At 72.2% G+C, this 19,527-nt stretch carries 16 protein-coding genes; 10 read left to right on the forward strand and 6 right to left on the reverse strand.

Features of this window, described 5'->3' with window-relative positions:
* Positions 1-31: 31 nt before the first annotated feature.
* The 9 genes from ECOMGDLI_RS18270 to ECOMGDLI_RS18310 all read left to right on the forward strand — a co-directional run bounded on the left by ECOMGDLI_RS18270 (position 32) and on the right by ECOMGDLI_RS18310 (position 10,832).
* Complete coding sequence (locus tag ECOMGDLI_RS18270; protein ID WP_369812768.1) at positions 32-859, forward strand: NADH-quinone oxidoreductase subunit J; 828 nt, start codon at positions 32-34, stop codon at positions 857-859.
* Positions 856-1,155 (forward strand): NADH-quinone oxidoreductase subunit NuoK, encoded by a 300-nt coding sequence (gene nuoK / locus ECOMGDLI_RS18275; protein WP_088286347.1) that lies wholly within the window; start codon positions 856-858, stop codon positions 1,153-1,155. Before ECOMGDLI_RS18270 ends, nuoK begins: the two co-directional genes overlap by 4 nt.
* A 20-nt stretch (positions 1,156-1,175) precedes the next feature.
* Positions 1,176-3,125: an NADH-quinone oxidoreductase subunit L gene (nuoL, locus tag ECOMGDLI_RS18280; RefSeq protein WP_369812769.1), complete on the forward strand. Its 1,950-nt coding sequence runs from the start codon at positions 1,176-1,178 to the stop codon at positions 3,123-3,125.
* A 14-nt stretch (positions 3,126-3,139) separates the two neighbouring features.
* Positions 3,140-4,669 carry an NADH-quinone oxidoreductase subunit M gene (locus ECOMGDLI_RS18285; protein WP_088318285.1) on the forward strand — a complete coding sequence of 510 codons (1,530 nt, stop codon included), beginning with the start codon at positions 3,140-3,142 and terminating at the stop codon, positions 4,667-4,669.
* Positions 4,670-4,677: 8 nt separating this feature from the next.
* Positions 4,678-6,312 (forward strand): NADH-quinone oxidoreductase subunit NuoN, encoded by a 1,635-nt coding sequence (gene nuoN, locus ECOMGDLI_RS18290; RefSeq protein ID WP_088318296.1) that lies wholly within the window; start codon positions 4,678-4,680, stop codon positions 6,310-6,312.
* 60 nt (positions 6,313-6,372) lie between these two features.
* Positions 6,373-7,422 (forward strand): polyprenyl synthetase family protein, encoded by a 1,050-nt coding sequence (locus ECOMGDLI_RS18295; RefSeq protein ID WP_198954970.1) that lies wholly within the window; start codon positions 6,373-6,375, stop codon positions 7,420-7,422.
* Positions 7,423-7,639: 217 nt separating this feature from the next.
* A complete protein-coding gene (locus tag ECOMGDLI_RS18300) occupies positions 7,640-8,782 on the forward strand; it encodes a substrate-binding domain-containing protein (RefSeq protein WP_088318287.1) in 1,143 nt (380 codons plus the stop codon).
* Positions 8,783-8,964: 182 nt separating this feature from the next.
* Positions 8,965-10,002: an ABC transporter permease gene (locus ECOMGDLI_RS18305; RefSeq protein WP_088318288.1), complete on the forward strand. Its 1,038-nt coding sequence runs from the start codon at positions 8,965-8,967 to the stop codon at positions 10,000-10,002.
* Entirely contained in the window at positions 9,999-10,832 is an 834-nt protein-coding gene (locus tag ECOMGDLI_RS18310) for an ATP-binding cassette domain-containing protein (RefSeq protein WP_088318297.1), read from the forward strand. The genes ECOMGDLI_RS18305 and ECOMGDLI_RS18310 overlap by 4 nt, the downstream gene beginning before the upstream one ends.
* A gap of 114 nt (positions 10,833-10,946) precedes the next feature.
* Here the strand turns inward: ECOMGDLI_RS18310 and ECOMGDLI_RS18315 are convergent, their stop codons facing one another.
* Together ECOMGDLI_RS18315 and ECOMGDLI_RS18320 are read right to left on the reverse strand one after the other, a co-directional pair.
* A complete protein-coding gene (locus tag ECOMGDLI_RS18315; protein ID WP_158221055.1) occupies positions 10,947-12,050 on the reverse strand; it encodes a DNA polymerase domain-containing protein in 1,104 nt (367 codons plus the stop codon).
* A gap of 34 nt (positions 12,051-12,084) precedes the next feature.
* On the reverse strand, positions 12,085-12,846 hold the full coding sequence (locus ECOMGDLI_RS18320) for a MerR family transcriptional regulator (protein ID WP_088318289.1): 762 nt from the start codon (positions 12,844-12,846) through the stop codon (positions 12,085-12,087).
* Between the two features lie 224 nt (positions 12,847-13,070).
* Between ECOMGDLI_RS18320 and ECOMGDLI_RS18325 the strand changes: the two genes are divergently transcribed.
* Positions 13,071-14,156, forward strand: a complete 1,086-nt coding sequence (locus ECOMGDLI_RS18325) for a hypothetical protein (protein ID WP_088318290.1) — start codon at positions 13,071-13,073, stop codon at positions 14,154-14,156.
* Here ECOMGDLI_RS18325 and ECOMGDLI_RS18330 read toward each other — a convergent pair.
* The 4 genes from ECOMGDLI_RS18330 to ECOMGDLI_RS18345 all read right to left on the reverse strand — a co-directional run bounded on the left by ECOMGDLI_RS18330 (position 14,134) and on the right by ECOMGDLI_RS18345 (position 19,366).
* Positions 14,134-15,174: an ATP-dependent DNA ligase gene (locus ECOMGDLI_RS18330; RefSeq protein WP_088318291.1), complete on the reverse strand. Its 1,041-nt coding sequence runs from the start codon at positions 15,172-15,174 to the stop codon at positions 14,134-14,136. The two genes, ECOMGDLI_RS18325 and ECOMGDLI_RS18330, sit on opposite strands and share 23 nt — an antisense overlap.
* Positions 15,175-15,210: 36 nt before the next feature.
* Positions 15,211-16,134, reverse strand: a complete 924-nt coding sequence (gene rarD / locus ECOMGDLI_RS18335; protein WP_088318292.1) for an EamA family transporter RarD — start codon at positions 16,132-16,134, stop codon at positions 15,211-15,213.
* 137 nt (positions 16,135-16,271) lie between these two features.
* On the reverse strand, positions 16,272-17,387 hold the full coding sequence (locus tag ECOMGDLI_RS18340) for a 2-oxoacid:ferredoxin oxidoreductase subunit beta (protein ID WP_233153520.1): 1,116 nt from the start codon (positions 17,385-17,387) through the stop codon (positions 16,272-16,274).
* A complete protein-coding gene (locus tag ECOMGDLI_RS18345) occupies positions 17,384-19,366 on the reverse strand; it encodes a 2-oxoacid:acceptor oxidoreductase subunit alpha (protein ID WP_198954972.1) in 1,983 nt (660 codons plus the stop codon). The genes ECOMGDLI_RS18340 and ECOMGDLI_RS18345 overlap by 4 nt, the downstream gene beginning before the upstream one ends.
* Positions 19,367-19,527 lie beyond the last annotated feature (161 nt).

Consider the following 19,527-nt stretch of genomic DNA (forward strand, 5'->3'; position numbering starts at 1 on the left):
GTCGATGGCCCTCGTCGGGGCCGCCGGGGACATGGGCGGCGGTGAGACCGTCCTGTTCTGGGTGCTCGCCCCGGTCATGGTGCTCGGTGCGCTCGGCCTGGTCTTCGCGAAGAAGGCGGTCCACGCGGCGCTGTGCATGGCGCTGGTGATGATCGGCCTGGGCATCGTGTACTTCGCCCAGCAGGCCCCGTTCCTCGGCAGCGTGCAGATCTTCGTCTACACCGGCGCCGTCATGATGCTCTTCCTCTTCGTCCTCATGCTCGTCGGGATCGACTCCTCCGACTCGCTCATCGAGACGATCAAGGGCCAGCGCGCCGCGGCGACGGTGCTCGGCATCGGTGCGGCCGTGCTGCTCGTCTCGGCCCTGCGCCAGGTGACCTTCGCCCGTTCGGTCGGCCTCACCGAGGTCAACGCGAACCCGGGCAACATCACCTCGATCGCGGGCAAGATCTTCGGCCAGTACGTCTGGGCCTTCGAGGTCACCGGCGCGCTGCTCATCACCGCCGCGGTCGGCGCGATGATGCTCGCCCACCGCGAGCGCCTCGTGCCGCGGCCGAGCCAGCGCGAACTGTCCGAGAAGCGGATCCGCGAGGGCGCCGTCAAGGCCCCGCTGCCCGCCCCCGGCGTCTTCGCCCGGCACAACGCGGTCGACACCCCGGCGCTCCTGCCGGACGGCACGCCGTCCGAGCTGTCGGTCTCCCGGGTGCTCGCGACCCGCGGCCAGATGCTCGGCACCCAGCACCACGTCGACGAGATCAACGCGGTGCGCGACGAGCTCGAGAACCCGCTCACCCACGAGGCCGACGTCGCGGACGACGGCACCTCGGTCCTGGGCCCGAACGAGGGAGCGCGGAAGTGAACCTCGTGTCCTGGCTGTACCTGTCGGCGGTGCTGTTCGCGATCGGCGGCACGACCGTCCTCGTGCGGCGCAACGCGATCATCGTGTTCATGGGCGTCGAGCTCATGCTCAACGCGTCGAACCTCGCCTTCGTCACCTTCGCCCGGATGGCGGGGAACATCGACGGCCAGGTCATCGCGCTGTTCGTCATGCTCGTGGCCGCCGCCGAGGTCGTCGTCGGGCTGGCCATCATCATGACGATCTTCCGGACCCGTCGGTCGGCCTCGGTCGACGACGCGAACCTGCTGAAGTACTGAGAGGCGAACCGGTGACACCCCTGATCGCCGAAGGCACCCGGGCGACGGCCGAGGCCGCGTCGGGCACCCTTCAGACCGGCGCGTGGCTGCTCGTCGGGCTGCCCCTGCTCGGCGCGGCCGTCCTGCTCCTCGGCGGGCGTCGCACGAACGCGTGGGGCCACTGGCTCGCCGTCGCGCTGTCCTGGGCCTCGTTCGTCTGGGGCGCGCTGCTCTTCCTCGACCTGCGCGGCCTGGACGCCGAGCAGCGGGTGCGCAACCTGCACCTGTTCGACTGGGTGCCGGCCGGTGACAAGAGCACGGGCTTCAACGTCTCGGCCGGGCTCCAGCTGGACCCCCTGTCGGTCGCGTTCGTGCTGCTCGTGACGTTCGTCGGGTCGCTGATCCTGGTCTACTCCGTGGCGTACATGGAGCACGACCCGGACCGCCGCCGGTTCTTCGCCTACCTCAACCTGTTCGTCGCGTCGATGCTCCTGCTCGTGCTCGCCGACAACTACCTCCTGCTGTACGTCGGCTGGGAGGGCGTGGGTCTGGCCTCGTACCTGCTCATCGGCTTCTGGAACCACAACCCGGCGTACGCCGCGGCGTCGAAGAAGGCGTTCATCGCCAACCGGGTCGGTGACCTCGGCCTGTCGATCGCGATCATGCTCATGTTCGCCGGGTTCGGCACGGTGTCCTTCGCGGAGGTGCTGCCGAACGCGGACAAGGCCTCCGAGGGGCTGCTGACCGCGATCGGGCTCATGCTCCTGCTCGGGGCCTGCGGCAAGTCGGCGCAGTTCCCGCTGCAGTCCTGGCTCGGCGACGCGATGGCCGGCCCGACGCCGGTCTCGGCGCTCATCCACGCCGCGACGATGGTCACCGCCGGCGTCTACCTCGTCGTCCGCTCCGGCCCGATCTTCGAGGGCGCGCCCACCGCGCAGCTCGTCGTCGTCATCGTCGGCGCCGTCACGCTGGTCTTCGGGGCCGTCGTCGGCTGCGCGAAGGACGACATCAAGAAGGCGCTCGCCGCATCGACGATGAGCCAGATCGGCTACATGATGCTCGCCGCGGGCCTCGGCCCGATCGGCTACTACTTCGCGATCTTCCACCTGCTCACCCACGGCTTCTTCAAGGCCGGGATGTTCCTCGGTGCCGGGTCTGTCATGCACGGCATGAACGACTCGGTGGACATGCGCCGCTTCGGCGGCCTGTCGACGGCGATGGTCACGACGTACGCGACGTTCGGCCTCGGCTGGCTCGCGATCCTCGGCATCCCGCCGTTCTCCGGCTTCTGGAGCAAGGACGGCATCATCGAGACGGCGTTCGCGACCGGCGAGGGCTGGCGGCCGTGGGTCTTCGGGCTCACCGCGATGCTCGGCGCCGCCGTCACCGCGTTCTACATGTCGCGCCTGTTCTTCATGACCTTCCGCGGCCGCAAGCGCTGGCCGGAGGAGGCGCACCCGCACGAGAGCCCGGCGCTCATGACCGTCCCGATGATCGTGCTCTCCGTCGGGTCGGCCGCGCTCGGCTTCCTCCTGTGGTCCGGCAGCCGCTTCGAGCACTGGCTCGAGCCGGTCACCGGCGGCGGCGTCGAGGGCGAGCCGGTCATCCCGAAGTACGTCCTCATGGCGATCACGGTCGCCCTGGTCCTCGGCGGCGCGTTCTTCGCCTGGTCCCGGTACGGCAGCGCGGCGGCCACGGTCCCGCAGGAGGCCCCCCGAGGGTCGCTGCTCACCCGGGCCGCCCGCCGCGACCTCTACCAGGACGACGTCAACGAGGCGCTCCTCATGCGCCCCGGCCAGTACCTCACCCGCAGCCTCGTCTTCGTGGACAACCGCGGGGTCGACGGGGTGGTCCGCGGCGTCGCCGCCGGCATCGGCGGCATCGCCGGGCGGCTGCGCCGCTGGCAGACCGGGTTCGTCCGGTCGTACGCCACGTCCATGCTGGCCGGCGTCCTCGTCGTCGCCCTCGGCATCCTCGCCGTCCGAGTCTGAGAGCAGGAGTCACGATGCCCTGGCTGACCCTCATCGGCGCGGTGCCGCTCGTCGGCGCCCTCGCCGTGTGGCTGCCGTTCACGCCCGCCGCGAAGGCGCGGGTCGTCGCCCTCGCGACGTCCGTCGTGGCGCTCGTCCTCACCCTCGCGATGGCGCTGCAGTTCGACGTCTCGACGGCGGGCGAGTACCAGTTCGCCGAGACCTACCGCTGGATCCCCGACCTCGGCGTGAGCTACGCGCTCGGCGTCGACGGGATCGCGCTGACGATGGTGGCGCTGTCCGCCGTCCTCGTGCCGGTCTGCGTGCTCGCCGGCTGGAACGAGCTGGACCCCGAGCAGTCGAAGACGTTCTTCGCCCTCATGCTCGTCCTCGAGACGTTCATGATCGGGGTCTTCGCCGCCCGCGACGTCTTCCTCTTCTACGTCTTCTTCGAGGCGATGCTCGTCCCGGTGTACTTCCTCATCGGGTTCTTCGGCGGCCCGAACCGGCGCTACGCCGCGGTGAAGTTCTTCCTGTACAGCCTCTTCGGCGGGCTCGTCATGCTCGTCGCCGTCATCGCGCTGTACGTCCAGGGCCCCGGCGGCCCCGACGGCTTCCTCACGGACAAGCTCACGGGCCTCGACTTCTCCGGCACCGCGACCGAGAGGCTCATCTTCCTCGGGTTCTTCCTCGCCTTCGCGATCAAGGCGCCGATGTGGCCGGTCCACACCTGGCTGCCGGACGCCGCGGCGGAGGCGCCCGCGGGCGTCGCCGTCCTGCTCGTCGGCGTCCTCGACAAGGTCGGCACCTTCGGGATGCTCACGCTGTGCCTGCCGCTGTTCCCCGAGGCGAGCAAGTGGGCCGTCCCCGTCGTCATCGTCCTCGCGGTCGTCTCGGTGATCTACGGGGCGCTCCTCGCGATCGGCCAGAGCGACCTCAAGCGGCTCATCGCCTACACGTCGATCTCGCACTTCGGCTTCATCGTGCTCGGCGTCTTCGCGATGACCTCGTACGGGCAGTCCGGGTCGGCGCTCTACATGGTGAACCACGGCTTCTCGACCGCCGCCCTGTTCCTCGTCGCGGGGATGCTCATCGCGCGCCGCGGCTCGGCCCGGATCGAGGACTACGGCGGCCTGCAGCGCAGCACGCCGCTGCTCGCCGGGGTCTTCCTCGTCGCCGGTATGTCGAGCCTGGCGCTGCCGGGGCTGTCGAGCTTCGTCAGCGAGTTCCTCGTGCTCGTCGGCACGTTCACCCGCTACCCGGCGGCGGCGATCGTCGCGACGGTCGGGATCATCCTCGCGGCGCTCTACATCCTCCTGACGTACCAGCGGATGTTCACCGGCCCGAAGCGGGACTACGCCGCCGGCTGGCGCGACCTCGACGCCCGGGAGGCGTTCGTCGTCGCCCCGCTGATCGCGGTCATCATCGCCCTCGGCTTCTTCCCCAAGCCCGTCCTCGACGTCCTCAACCCGGCCGTCGAGCGCACGATGCAGCAGGTCGGCGTGACCGACCCGGAACCGACCGTCGCCGGCATCACGCCCGCGGCTGAAGGGACGACCCCGTGACCCCGCTGGTGTCCGCAGCGCCGAGCCTGGCCGACGTCCTCACGGCGGCCGGGACCATCCCGGCGCCGAAGGTGGACTACTTCGCCGTCTCGCCGCTGCTCGTCGTCTTCGCGGCGGCGATCGTCGGCGTCATGGTCGAGGCCTTCGCCCCGCGGGGGTCCCGCTTCCGGATCCAGGTCGGCGTCGCGGTCCTCGGTCTCGTCGCCGGTGCCGCCCTCGTCGGCGCGGTCGCGGTCGACGGCCGCGTCCTGCAGACCGCGGGCTCGGCGGGCGCGGCGGTGGGCGGCATCGTCGGCGCGGTCGTCGTCGACAAGCCGGCGCTCTTCCTCCAGGGCTCGATCCTCGTGCTGTCGCTGCTGTCCGTCCTCACGATGGCCGAGCGCACCGTCGAGTCCGGCGGCCCCTTCACGCCGCAGGCCTCCGCCGTCCCCGGGTCGCCCGCGGAGAGCCTGGCCCGGCGTGCGGGTCTCGTGCAGTCCGAGGTCTTCCCGCTGCTCATGTTCAGCGTCGGCGGCATGATGCTCTTCCCGGCCGCGAACGACCTGCTGACGATGTTCATCGCCCTCGAGGTCTTCTCGCTGCCGCTGTACCTCATGTGCGGCCTGGCCCGGCGGCGGCGCCTGCTCTCGCAGGAGGCGAGCCTCAAGTACTTCCTCCTCGGGGCGTTCTCCTCGGCCTTCTTCCTCTACGGTGCCGCGCTGCTCTACGGCTTCGCCGGTTCGGTGCGGCTGTTCGACATCGCGCAGGCGATCAGCGGCGACAGCGGCCCGGTCGGCAAGGACCCGCTGCTGCTGCTCGGCATCGCGCTGCTCGCGGTCGGCCTGCTCTTCAAGGTCGGTGCGGCCCCGTTCCACATCTGGACGCCGGACGTCTACCAGGGCGCCCCGACGCCGGTCACCGGCTTCATGGCCGCGTGCACCAAGATCGCCGCCTTCGGTGCGCTCCTGCGGGTCTCGTACGTCGCGCTCCCGGGCGCGCGCTGGGACTGGACGCCGGCCCTGTGGGGCGTCGCGATCCTCACCATGGTCGTGGGCGCCGTCATCGCCATCGTCCAGACGGACGTCAAGCGGATGCTCGCCTACTCCTCGATCGCGCACGCCGGGTTCATCCTCACGGGCATCCTCGCCTACTCCCGGTCCGGCGTCTCGAGCGTGCTGTTCTACCTGCTCGCGTACGGGTTCTCGACGGTCGGCGCGTTCGCGCTCGTCACCCTCGTGCGCGACGCCGGCGACGGCGACGCGGTCGGCGGCGAGGCGACGCACCTGTCCCAGTGGGCGGGTCTCGGCCGCCGGTCCCCGCTGCTCGCGGGCCTGTTCACGCTGTTCCTGCTCGCCTTCGCCGGGATCCCGCTCACGAGCGGCTTCATCGGCAAGTACGCCGTCTTCTCGGCGGCGGTCGCGGGCGGCGGCTGGGTGCTCGCGCTCGTCGGTGTCCTCGCGAGCGCCGTGGCGGCGTTCTTCTACCTGCGGGTCGTCGTCCTCATGTACTTCAGCGAGCCGTCGGGGCCGACGACCGTCGTCGCCACCCCGGGCGTCCCGGTCGTCGTCGCGGTGAGCGTCGCGGCGTTCGCGACGCTGCTCCTGGGCGTGTTCCCGACCGTGGTCCTCGACCTGACCCAGGGCGCCTCGGCGTTCCTGCCGTGAGACGCTCGTCCGCGTGAACCTCCACCGTCGACCTGATCGAGCCGCGCCGTGGTCCAGGCCGTGAGCGACCAGCAGCCCGCCCTCGTCGGGGCGTCCGTCACCCCGGCGACGGCCGCCCTCGACCTCAGCCTCGTCGACGAGCACCTCGACGCCCGGCTGCGCGCAGGGCTGGCCGAGGTGGAGGCGACGCTGCGGGCGGCGGTGCGCCAGACCGACCCGCTCGCGGACGACGCGTCCCGGCACCTCGTGTCGGCCGGCGGCAAGCGGGTGCGGCCGATGCTCGCGCTGCTCGCCGCGCACCTCGGCGACCCGGACCGGCGCGAGATCCTCGACGCGGCCACCGTCGTCGAGCTGACCCACCTCGCGACGCTCTACCACGACGACGTCATGGACTCCGCGCCGATGCGCCGCGGGGCGCCCGCCGCGCACGAGGTGTGGGGCAACACGGTCGCGATCCTCACCGGTGACCTGCTCTTCGCCCGGGCCTCGACGATCGTCGCCGGGCTCGGCCCGGAGGCGGTCCGGATCCAGGCGGAGACCTTCGAGCGGCTGTGCCTGGGCCAGCTCCACGAGACGATCGGCCCGCGTGACGGCGAGGACCCCGTCGCGCACTACATCCAGGTGCTCGCCGACAAGACCGGCTCGCTCATCGCGACCTCCGCCCGGTTCGGGGCGATGTTCGCCGGCTGCGGCCCGGACGTCCTCGACGTGCTCGTCGCCTACGGGGAGCGGGTCGGGGTCGCCTTCCAGCTCGCCGACGACGTCATCGACCTCATGAGCGACGGCGCGACGAGCGGCAAGACGCCGGGCACCGACCTGCGCGAGGGCGTCCCGACGCTGCCGACGCTGCTCGTGCGCCGGCACGCGGCCGAGCACGGGGACGCGGCGTCCCTGCGGCTCGTCGAGCTGCTGGACGGCGACCTCTCGGGTGACGCGGAGCTCGCCGAGACCGTCGCGCTGCTGCGCGACCACCCCGCGACCGGTCTGGCCCGCTCCGAGGCGGCCCGCTGGGCGCAGGAGGCCGTCGACGCCCTCGCGCCGCTGCCGGAGGGCTCCGCGACGTCCGCCCTGCGCGCCTTCGCCGCGGCCGTCGTGGCCCGCACGGCCTGACGCGTCACCCGTTCGCAGGCGTCCCGACGCGCTACGTGACGTGATGTCGCGCCGTGTCGGCGCCTCACGGACGCAGCACGGGAAAATAACGTTGTCATCACAGACAGAGGTCCTGCCCGTCAACTCCTTGACGCGCTACGACTGCGGTGGCTAGACATGCTCCGACAACGATGTCAGGGCGGTTGGACCGCCCGACAGACGCGAAGGAGCGTGCTACATGGCTCGCTGGAACAGCACGAGGGGTGTCGGCCGCCGGTCGGCGACGCTTCTCGGTGTGGCGGTCACCGCCTCGTTCGTGCTCGCCGCCTGCGGCGGCAGCAGCTCCGGTGGCGGGGACGTCTCGGCGACCGCCGGGAGCAGCGACACCGCGGCGGCCGGCGACAAGATCGCCGTCTCGCTGATCACCAAGGACTCCACGAACCCGTTCTTCGTCGCCATGCAGGCCGGCGCCAAGGCGGCCGGCGAGAAGCAGGGCGTGGACATCACCATCGCGTCCGGCAAGGCCGAGGGTGACGACCAGGGTCAGATCGACGCGATCGAGAACGCGATCTCGACCAAGCAGAAGGGCATCCTCATCACGCCGATGTCCACGGGCGTGAACGACGCGATCGAGAAGGCCCGCGCCGCGGGTCTGTTCGTCATCGCGCTCGACACCCCGCCGGACCCGGCCGACACCGTCGACATCACGTTCGCGACGGACAACCGCAAGGCCGGCCAGCTCATCGGCCAGTACGCGGCGGCGGCGCTCGACGGCAAGAAGGCCGTCATCGCGCTCCTCGACATCTTCGACGACAAGGTCGTCTCGGTCGACTACAACCGGGACCAGGGCTTCCTCGAGGGCATGGGGATCCCGGTCGGCGACGGCAAGGTCAACGGCGACGAGCCGAAGACCGGCAAGTACACCGGCGGCAAGGGCGGCGACTACGAGATCGTCGGCAACGAGGCCACCGGCGCCAACGAGGAGGGCGGCCAGAAGGGTATGGAGAACCTTCTCGCCAAGAACCCGAACATCAACGTCGTCTACACGATCAACGAGCCGACCGCGGCCGGTGCGGACGCGGCGATGAGCGCCAAGGGCAAGAAGCCCGCGGACTACATCCTCGTCTCCGTCGACGGCGGCAAGTCCGGCGTCGAGGACGTGAAGGCGGGCGTCATCGACGCCACCTCGCAGCAGTACCCGCTGAAGATGGCCGAGCTCGGCGTCCAGGCGATCGTCGACATCGTGAAGAACAACAAGAAGCCCGAGGTCACCCCGGGTCTCGACTTCTTCGACACGGGCGTCACGCTCATCGCCAACACGCCGATCGCGGGTGTCGACAGCAAGGACCCGCAGTACGGCCTCGACAACGCCTGGGGCTGATCCGGCCCGCTGCGTGAGGCACGCTCCGTGACTCACGACAGGTGATCGACAGATCGACGGAGGGGGCAGCCACCACCCCTGGTGGCTGCCCCCTCCGCTGTCCTAGGTTGTGACCCACCTCACCGTCGAGGGGAACCCGGCGGGTGGGTCTGGCTCCACCGACTCTCAGAAAGGCGGGCGTCGTGACCGATGCCACCGCGACCACCGCGGGCTACGACGCGGCCGAGGAGTTCCTCGACCGGCAGTCCCCGATCCAGCGCCTCCAGGGCATCCTCCACGCCTACCCGTGGCTCAGCCCGGCGGTCGTGCTCGTCATCGCCCTCATCATCTTCTCCAGCATCACGTCGCTCTTCGCGCAGCCCGGCAACCTCGGCACGATCACCCAGCAGACCGCGGTCACCGCGACGCTGGCGCTCGGCCAGACCCTCATCATCCTCACCGCGGGCATCGACCTCTCCTGCGGCGCGGTCATGGTCTTCTCGTCGATGGTCATGGCCAAGCTCGCCTTCGACCAGGGCGTCGCCGGTCTGCCGGCGCTCTTCCTCGGCATCCTCGTCGGCGGCATCGCCGGCCTCATCAACGGCCTGCTCGTGACCCGGGTGAACCTGCCCCCGTTCATCGTCACGCTCGGCACCCTCGGCATCTTCACCTCGCTGACGCTGCTCTACGCGACGGGCCGCACGGTCCGCAACCGCGAGCTCGCGGACGAGCTGAAGTGGCTCGGCAAGCCGGTGCTCCTGCCCGGCGGCTTCACGATCACCTACGGCGTGCTCGTCATGATCGCGCTCTACCTGGTCTTCGCCTACGTGCTGCGCTACACCGCCTGGGGCACGCACGTCTACGCGGTCGGCGACGACCCGGACGCCGCGCGGCTGGCCGGTATCCAGGTCAACCGGGTCCTCCTGAGCGTCTACGCGACGGCGGGCGTCATCTTCGGCATCGCGGGATGGGTGCTCATCGGCCGGGTCAACGCGGCGAGCCCGAACAGCGGCATCGACGCGAACCTCGACTCCATCACCGCCGTCGTCATCGGCGGGACGAGCCTGTTCGGCGGCCGCGGCCGCGTCTTCGGCACCCTGATCGGGGCCCTCATCGTCGGCGTCGTCGACAACGGGCTGTCGGTCGCGGGCCTCGACGAGGCCTACAAGCGGCTCGCGATCGGCACCCTCATCATCGTCGCCGTCACGGCGGACCAGTGGATCCGGAGGGCACGGGCATGACCGAGACCACCACGACGACGACCGGCGGCGGCACCTCGACGGTGCAGCCGGTCCTCGAGGGCCGCGGCCTCGTCAAGACGTACGGCCGGGTCGTCGCGCTCGACGGGGCGGACTTCGCCCTCTACCCGGGCGAGGTGCTCGCCGTCATCGGCGACAACGGCGCGGGCAAGTCGACGCTCATCAAGGCCCTGTCCGGCGCGGAGATCCCGGACACCGGGGAGATGTTCCTCGACGGGCAGCAGGTGAGCTTCAAGCGGCCCAACGAGGCGCGCGCGATGGGCATCGAGACGGTCTACCAGACCCTGGCCGTCGCCCCCGCGCTCGACATCGCGACGAACATGTACCTCGGCCGTGAGATCCGCAAGACCGGCCCGCTCGGCTCGGTCCTGCGGATGCTCGACGGCGCCGGGATGCGCAAGGCGGCCAAGGCCCAGATGACCGAGCTCGGCATCGGCACGCTGCAGAACATGGCGCAGGCCGTCGAGACGCTCTCCGGCGGTCAGCGGCAGGCGGTCTCGGTCGCCCGCGCCGCGGCGTTCGGCAGCAGGGTCATCATCCTCGACGAGCCGACGGCCGCCCTCGGCGTCCGGGAGTCCGCCCAGGTCCTGCGGCTCATCCAGAACCTGCGCGAGCGGGGGATGCCCGTCATCCTCATCTCGCACAACATGCCGCAGGTCTTCGAGGTCGCCGACCGGATCCACGTCCAGCGGCTCGGCAAGCGGGCGGCGGTCATCACGCCGAAGTCCGTGAGCATCACCGACGTCGTCGCCATCATGACCGGCGCCCTCCAGGTGCCGGCCGAGGACCAGACGCTCGGCCCGGTGCGCTGACCCGAGGGTCCGCGCACGAAGGACAGCCCCGGCGGGGGACGCAGGGGCGAGGGCCCGGCACCGGACACCGGTGCCGGGCCCTCGTTGCGTCGTCCCCGGGACGAGGGCGCCGGGTCAGCCCTCCCCGGGCAGGTCCGGCAGGCCCTGGCCGACGGGCGGCGCGTTGCCGACCGTGTCGGCGCGGGACTTGCTCGGCTGCACACGTTTCGGCTCGCCGGGCATCTTCGGGTAGTTCGGCGGGTACGGCAGGTCCTCGAGGCCACCGGCCTCGTCGCGCTCCGCGAGCTCGAGGAGCGCCTCGAGGGAGTGCGCGACGTCGTCGAGGGTCGCCATCGGGTCGCCGCGCCGGGCGAGCAGCGCCGGCACGGTGGCGATCGTCAGGTCGTCGGGCTCGGCGTCCGCGAGCTCGTCCCACGTGAGCGGGGTCGAGACGGTCGCGCGCGGCGTCCGGCGGGCGGAGTACGCGGACGCGATGGTCCGGTCCCGGGCGTTCTGGTTGTAGTCGACGAAGATCTGCTCGCCGCGCTGCTCCTTCCACCAGGCGGTCGTCACGAGGCCGCCGGCCCGGCGCTCGACCTCGCGGGCGAACGCGATCGCGGCCCGCCGGACCTCGGTGAACGTCCAGAGCGGCTCGATCCGGACGTAGACGTGGACGCCGCGACCGCCGCTCGCCTTGGGGTAGCCGACGATGCCGAGGTCGGACAGCAGCGGCCGGACCACGTCGCACGCCACGGTGCGGGCCTCGGTGAACCCGGTGCCGGGCTGGGGGTCGAGGTCGATGCGCAGCTCGTCCGGATGCTCCACGTCGGGGCAGCGGGCGTGCCAGGGGTGGAAGGTGACCGTGCCCAGGTTGGCGCCCCAGACGACGTTGGCCGGGTCGACGACCCGCAGCGCGTCGGCGTGCCGGCCGGAGGGGAACGTCACCCGGCACGAGCGGACGTGGTCGGGCACCTTCGGCGGCAGCCGCTTCTGGTAGACCTCCTCGCCCTCGATGCCGTCGGGGAAGCGCTGCAGGTACGTCGGCCGGTCGCGCAGGGCCCGCACGATCGGCGGGGTGCCGTCCGCGCCCGTGGGCAGCGTGGCGACGGTGCGGTAGTACTCGACGAGATGGCGTTTGGTGCCGCCGTCGGCGCCGAGCTGCGGGAAGTAGACCTTGTCGGGGTTCGACAGCCGCACGGGCGTACCGGCGACGTCGAGCTCCTCGGCGGGGGTAGCCATGGCGGACATCCTGCCGTCGAGGGGCGACAGCCGCCTACGGGTTCGGCTCCGCCGCCCCGGCGCGCCCCGCGGCGGCCTCCGCCACCGCGCGGGCGATCTGGTCCGCGAGCGCCTGCCGGAAGGTCACGAGGACCGACTGCGAGGCGAGCGGCAGCGCGCGCTGGAACGCGTCCCGGACGGCGGGCCAGCCCTCCTCGGGCTGCCCGGCGGCCTCGAACGGCCCCCAGACGGTGCTGCGGAACAGATCGACGCACGCCTGGGCCATCGCCTTCGCGTGCCGGTCGAGGACGGCCTGGGTCGCGAGGACGTCGTCCATGCCGATCCCCAGGCTGCTCAGCTGCAGCCCGGCCCGGACGAGCGAGGGTCGGGGCAGCTCGAGGCGGCCGTCGGGGAGCACCCGGACGAGACCGAGGTCGGTGAGCTGCGCCAGCCGGCCGGCGTCCAGGTCGACGCCCATCCGGGCCGCGAGCACGTCGGCCTCGACGAGCTCGGGGTCCTCCTCCTGCCAGGGGTTGAGGAGCGCCCGGTAGACGTCCAGGCCGGGGCCGCTGACCCCGGTCGGGGCGACGGCGAGCACCTGCTCCGCCGCCGAGAGGGTGTAGCCGGCGTCGAGCATCTCGCGCAGCACGTGCAGCCGGGCGAGGTGCTCGCGGCCGTAGAGGCCGGTGCGCCCGCGCAGCCGGGGCGGCGGCAGCAACCCGCGCGTCGTGTACGACCGGACGGTCCGCACCGTGAGCCCGACGGCCGCGGCGAGCTGGTCGATCGTCAGCTCCTCCGGGGCGGTCCCTGCGCTCATGCTCCGACTCTAGCGACGGGTGACGGCGGTCATATGGCAAGGGTGTCGTCATCTATGTAACATCATCCATGTGACATCAACGATGTCACATGGAAGGTGTCGCATCACCCGCCGCCCCGGACGCACCCCTCCCCGACAGCCCGTGCCCGCCGCCCGGCGGGTGCGCAGTGCCCCGCGACGCCGCCTGCGCGGCCGACGCGGACACCTCTCCCGGAGGAGCCCTGATGGTCCCCACCCACGCGGCCGGCCAGCCGATCGGCCTGGAAGCGATCCTCAACTCGCTCGGCACCGTCTTCTTCAGCGTCGTCGTCGCCCTCGCCGCCGGGCTGCTCGTCCTCGCGTTCCTCGGCGAGCGTGCCGCCACCGGCACCCCGTCGTGGGTGTCCCGGGTCTCGGCCCGGCTCGCCACCCGCACCGGCGGCCCGCTCTGGGAGCCGTTCCCGCTGGCCGTCGCCCTCACCGGTCTCGCCGTCGCCCTCGGCGGCTGGCGCGCGGCCGACGCCGGCGGACCGCTCGCCGGGGCCGGCACGATGGGCCTGGCCCTCGGGCTCGCGGTCGCCCTGCTCGGCGGGGTCATGGCCAGTGCGCTCGCGCACCCGCCGGCGAAGGTCGAGCGCCACGCGGACGACGTCATCGCGCACCCGCTGCCCGCCCGCACGACGTTCGGGCACCGCCGGGTGCTGCCGGGCGCGTTCGGCTCCGGCCCGGTCGGTGCGGTCGCCGTCCTCGTCGGCGGCATCGTCGCCCTCGTCGGCCTGCCCGTGGCCGCCCTGTGGCGTGCGCTCGAGGGGCGCTCGCTCGGCGACGGCGTGCTCGCCGCCCAGGCGCCGCTGCTCGTCGCCGTGACGGCGATGGCCGCGGGGGCCTGGCTGCTGCGCGCCGAGTCCCGCAACGCGGTGGCCGCCGCCCGGGGCGTCGCCGTCCGGCCGCGTGACCTGCGGGAGACCGCCGGCGCCGCCGCGGTGCTCCTCGCGCTCTCCGTGGCCGCGGACCTCGACGCCCCGGTGCTCGTCCTCGGCCTCGCCGCCGGTGCGGCCCTCGTCGTCGCCCGAGCCAGGCTCGGGATCGGCGGCGCCGTCCTCGTCGTCGCCGCGTACGCCGGGGCCCGGGTCGCCGTCGCCGCGGTGACCGGGACCCTGACGTCCGGCCCGATCGTGCCGTACGTCGTGCCCGCGCTCCTCGGGGCCGCCGCCGTCGAGGTGGCGCTCGTGCTCCTCGGCGACCGGGTGCTCGGCGTCCCCGCCGCCCGCCGGGAGCAGCCCGTCGGCGCGCCGGCCGAGGAGCCGGTCAACGGGCCAGGACGTCCTTGAGGTCGTAGCGGGCCGGCACCTCGAGCTGGTCGTACGTGCACTGCTCGGGCGACTTGTCGGTGCGCCAGCGCAGCACCCGCCCCGCGTGCCGGAGCCGGTCGCTCTCCATCTGGTCGTACTCGATCTCGACGACCAGCTCCGGCCGCAGCGGGACGAACGAGTGGTCCTCCCGGGCGTTCCAGCGGTTGGGCTCCCCGGAGTACGTGACGTCCTCGCCGACCCGGTACTCCTGGAGCATGTCGAGCAGCCGCTTGCGCTCGACGTTCGTGAACGCCGACGCCCCGCCGACCATGTGCATCCGCTCGCTGCCGTGCAGGCCGAGCAGCAGCGAGCCGACGCCGTCCACGCTCTTGTGCTTGCGGTAGCCGATGACGACGCAGTCCGCCGTCCGGTGGTGCTTGACCTTGACCATGTCCCGCTGGTCGGGGCGGTACGGGCCGTCGAGCCGCTTGGCGACGACGCCGTCCAGCCCCGCGCCTTCGAAGGTCTCGAACCAGCCGCGGGCGACGTCGGCGTCCGTCGTCGCGACCGACAGGTGCACGGACGCCCCGGCGCCGTCGAGCGCGGACTCGAGCGCGGCCCGCCGCTCGTGCAGCGGCCGGCCGGTGAGGTCGTCGTCGCCGAGCGCGAGGCAGTCGAACGCGACGACCTGGGCCGGGGTCTGCTCGGCGAGCATGGCCACCCGGGACGCCGCGGGATGGATCCGCTGGGACAGCGAGTCCCAGTCGAGCCGGACCCGGCCGTCACGCTCGCGCGGGACGACGAGCTCGCCGTCGAGCACGCACCGCTGCGGCAGCTCGGCCTTCACCGCGGCGACGACCTCGGGGAAGTAGCGGTCGAGCGCCTTGGTGTTCCGGGACCCGAGGAGCACCTCGTCGCCGTCCCGGAAGACCACGCAGCGGAACCCGTCCCACTTCGGCTCGTAGAGCCACTCGGGTGCGCCGTCCGGCTGGTCGGGCACGCCCGCACGGGCCTTGGCGAGCATGGGCAGCAGCGGCGGCATGACGGGCAGGTCCACGCGCCCATCATGCCCGCCGACCCCGACGGTCGGGGCTCAGGCGGGCACGGGCTCGGCGGCCGGTGCGGCGCGGGAGCGGATCCGGGCCGTCCGCAGCGAGTCCACGGTCATCACCGCGAGCGCCGCCCAGACGATCCCGAAGCCCAGCCAGCGGCTCAGCGGCATCCGTTCGCCGAAGACGAGGACGCCGCACAGGAGCTGCAGGACCGGGGTGATGTACTGCAGCAGCCCCATCGTCGACAGCGGGATCCGGCGGGCGGCGGCGGCGAAGAAGAGCAGCGGGACGACGGTGACGATGCCGGTCGTCATGAGCAGCAGCGCCTGCCACGGGGCGTCGTCCGCGAAGTGCCCCTGGCCGCGCAGCTCGAGGACGACGATGCCGACGGCGGCGAGCGGCGCGAGCAGGAGGGTCTCGGTCGACAGGCTCGCGAGCGCCCCGACGGTCGCGCCGACCCGGTTCTTCAGCAGGCCGTACATGCCGAACGTCACGGCGAGCGTCAGGGCGATGACGGGCGGGCGGCCGTAGTCGACGGTGAGGACGACGACCGCCACCGTGCCCAGGCCGACGGCGACCCACTGCGCGGGGCGCAGCCGCTCCTTGAGGACGACGACGCCGAGCAGCACGGTGACGAGCGGGTTGATGAAGTAGCCGAGGGACGCCTCGACGACGTGCCCGGAGTTCACGCCGTAGATGTAGGTGCCCCAGTTCACCGCGAGCAGGACGGCGGCGGTCCCGAGGACGCCGACCGTGCGCGCCGAGGCCAGCGTCGCCCGCAGCACCGACCACTGCCGCACGGCGGTGAGGACGACGGCGCACACGAGGAGCGACCACAGGATCCGGTGGAGCACGACCTCGACGGCGCCGGAGCGCTCGAGGAGCCGGAAGTACAGCGGGAAGATGCCCCACAGCAGGTAGGCGCCCATCCCGTAGGCGGCTCCGTGGCGCCCCGGCGAATTCATAGGACGATCCTACGGTTGCGCCACCGGAGATCGCCCCCGCGTTTCACCGCTCGAACACGAACGGCGGTCCTCGTCGTCCGGCACCGGGTACCCGGTGACCGGCGACGAGAACCGCCGATCGTGCGCGAAGGGGTCGGTCAGACGGTCCAGGTGTCCTTGCCGGCGAGGAGCCGGGCGAGGTCGTCGTCCGTGGCGGGGCCGCCGGCGGACTCGATGGCCGAGTCGACCTGGGCCCGGACCATGTCGTCGTACGCCGGGCGCTGGACGGAGCGGAACACCCCGACCGGGACGTGCGCCATCGAGGGGTCGTCGAGCCGCGAGAGCGCGAACTGGACCGAGGGGTCCGGGTCGTGCGCGTCGTGGACGACGAGGGCGTCGGCCCCGACCTCGCTCACGTCCGCGACCCGCAGGTGCCCCTGCGCCGTCCGGACGACGCCCTTCGCCCCGAGGCCGTCCTCGCCGGGGGCGCCGAACCGGATCGGCTCGCCGTGCGTGAGGTGGACCATCCGGGCCTGGGCCTCGTCGCGGTCCTTGAGGACGTCGAACGCGCCGTCGTTGAAGATCGGGCAGTTCTGGTAGATCTCGACGAGGGCGGAGCCGCGGTGCTCGACGGCCTGCCGCAGCACCGACGTGAGGTGCTTGCGGTCGGAGTCCATCGTGCGGGCCACGAACGAGGCCTCGGCGCCGAGCGCGAGCGAGACCGGGTTGAACGGCTCGTCGACGCTGCCGACGGGGGTCGACTTCGTGACCTTGCCGGGCTCGGACGTCGGCGAGTACTGGCCCTTGGTGAGCCCGTAGATCCGGTTGTTGAAGAGCAGGATCGTGAGGTTCACGTTGCGGCGCAGCGCGTGGATGAGGTGGTTGCCGCCGATGCTCAGGGCGTCGCCGTCGCCGGTGACGACCCAGACGTTGAGGTCGGGGCGGGACGTCGCCAGCCCGGTCGCGATGGCCGGCGCCCGGCCGTGGATCGAGTGCAGGCCGTAGGTGTCCAGGTAGTACGGGAACCGCGACGAGCAGCCGATCCCGGAGACGCAGACGATGTTCTCCCGCTTGAGCCCGAGCTCGGGCAGGAACCCCTGGACGGCGGCCAGCACGGCGTAGTCGCCGCAGCCGGGGCACCAGCGGACCTCCTGGTCGGAGGTGAACTCCTTCTTCGTCTGCTTCGGTGCGTCCGGGTCGACCTTGGGGACGTCGGCCAGGCCGGACCGGAACACCGGCAGGCCGATCTCGACGGGTTCGAGGTGGGTGGTCACAGGGACCCCTCCTGGCTGGTCGTCTCGGTGCCGATCTCGGTGCTGATCTCGGAGGCGAGCTTGGTGATCGCGTCGGCGATCTCGGTGGACATGAACGGCAGGCCGCGCACCCGGTTGTAGCCGACCGCGTCGACGAGGTACTTGGCACGCAGGAGCAGCGCGAGCTGGCCGAGGTTCATCTCGGGCACGAGCACCTTCGGGTAGCGCCGCAGCACCTCGCCGAGGTTGGCCGGGAACGGGTTGAGGTGCCGCAGGTGCGCGGTCGCCACCCGGACGCCGGACTGCCGGGCGAGCCGGGCGCCGGCCGCGACCGGGCCGTACGTCGAGCCCCACCCGACGACGAGGACGTCGGCGACCGGGCCGCCGTCCGCGAGCCCCGGGTCGTCGACCTCGAGCGGCGGGACGTCGATCCCGTCGATCTTGGCCTGCCGCAGCCGGGTCATCCGGTCGTGGTTGTCCGGGTCGTAGGAGATCTCCCCGGTGCCGTCGGCCTTCTCGATGCCGCCGATCCGGTGCTCCAGGCCCGCGACGCCCGGCACGGCCCAGGGCCGCGCCAGCGTCACCGGGTCCCGGTCGAACGGCCGGAACACGGGCTTGCCGTTCGCGTCCTGGCTGTTCGGGGCCGCCGCGAAGTCGACCCGCAGGTCGGGCAGGTCCGCGACGACGGGAAGCTTCCACGGCTCCGACCCGTTCGCGAGGTACCCGTCGGAGAGCAGCAGCACCGGCGTCCGGTACGTCGTCGCGACCCGGACCGCCTCGACGGCCGCGTCGAAGCAGTCGGCGGGGGAGCGGGGTGCGATGACCGGCACCGGCGCCTCGCCGTTGCGGCCGTACATCGCCTGCAGCAGGTCGGCCTGCTCGGTCTTCGTCGGCAGCCCGGTCGAGGGCCCGCCGCGCTGCACGTCGACGATGACCAGGGGCAGCTCGAGCGACACCGCCAGACCGATCGTCTCGCTCTTGAGCGCGAGCCCCGGACCGCTGGTCGTCGTCACCGCGACCGCACCGCCGTACGCCGCCCCGAGCGCCGCGCCGATCGCGGCGATCTCGTCCTCGGCCTGGATCGTCGTCACGTCGAACCGCTTGAGCTTGCTCAGGGTGTGCAGGATGTCGGAGGCCGGAGTGATCGGGTACGACCCGAGCACGAGCGGCAGCTGCGCCCGCCGGGCCGCCGCCACCAGGCCGTACGCGAGGGCCACGTTGCCGGTGATGTTCCGGTACGTGCCGGCCGGTGCCGGTGCCGGGGCCACCTCGTAGGAGACCGCGAACGTCTCGGTCGTCTCCCCGAACGCCCACCCGGCCTTGAACGCCGCGAGGTTCGCCGCGAGCAGCTGCGGGCGGGCCCCGAACTTCTCCGTGAGGAACCGCTCCGTCGACTCCGTCGGGCGGGTGTAGAGCCACGACAGCAGCCCGAGGGCGAACATGTTCTTCGCCCGCTCGGCCTCCTTGCGGGTCAGGTCGAACTCCTCGAGCGCCTTCACCGTCAGCGACGTCAGCGGCAGCGCGTGCACCTGGAACGAGTCGAGCGACCCGTCCTCCAGCGGCGACGCCGCGTACCCGACCTTCGCCAGGTTGCGCTTGGTGAACTCGTCGGCGTCCGCGATGAGCGTCGCGCCCCGCGGCAGGTCGCCGAGGTTCGCCTTGAGCGCCGCCGGGTTCATCGCCACGAGCACGTTCGGGGCGTCGCCCGGCGTCATCACGTCGTGGTCGGCGAAGTGCAGCTGGAACGACGACACCCCGGGCAGCGTGCCCTGGGGCGCCCGGATCTCCGCCGGGAAGTTCGGCAGCGTCGCGAGGTCGTTGCCGAGCGCGGCCGTCTGCGCGGTGAACCGGTCACCGGTCAGCTGCATCCCGTCCCCGGAGTCCCCCGCGAACCGGATGACGACCCGATCGACCCTGGTCGGAGTCCTGGTGGTCATGGGTCTGGCTGCCCTTCGCCGCTCGTGCCGGTGCCCGGAGCCGGGCTCCCCGGCTCCGTTCATCGTAGGTCTGCCTCACCTGACGCACGGGCTAACCGTTCCCCTCCGCGGGATGTTCCGTCGTCCGGGCGAAACGGGTGTGTAACCCGGGTGACACCGTCGCTGGGCGTCGTCGGCGTGCTGTTCGTGTGCTCGGGGACCGGTTTCGGAGGGGTGGTCGGGGG

Origin of the sequence: Kineosporia sp. R_H_3 (genome assembly GCF_002198675.1) — a bacterium.
GTDB lineage: Bacteria > Actinomycetota > Actinomycetes > Actinomycetales > Kineosporiaceae > R-H-3.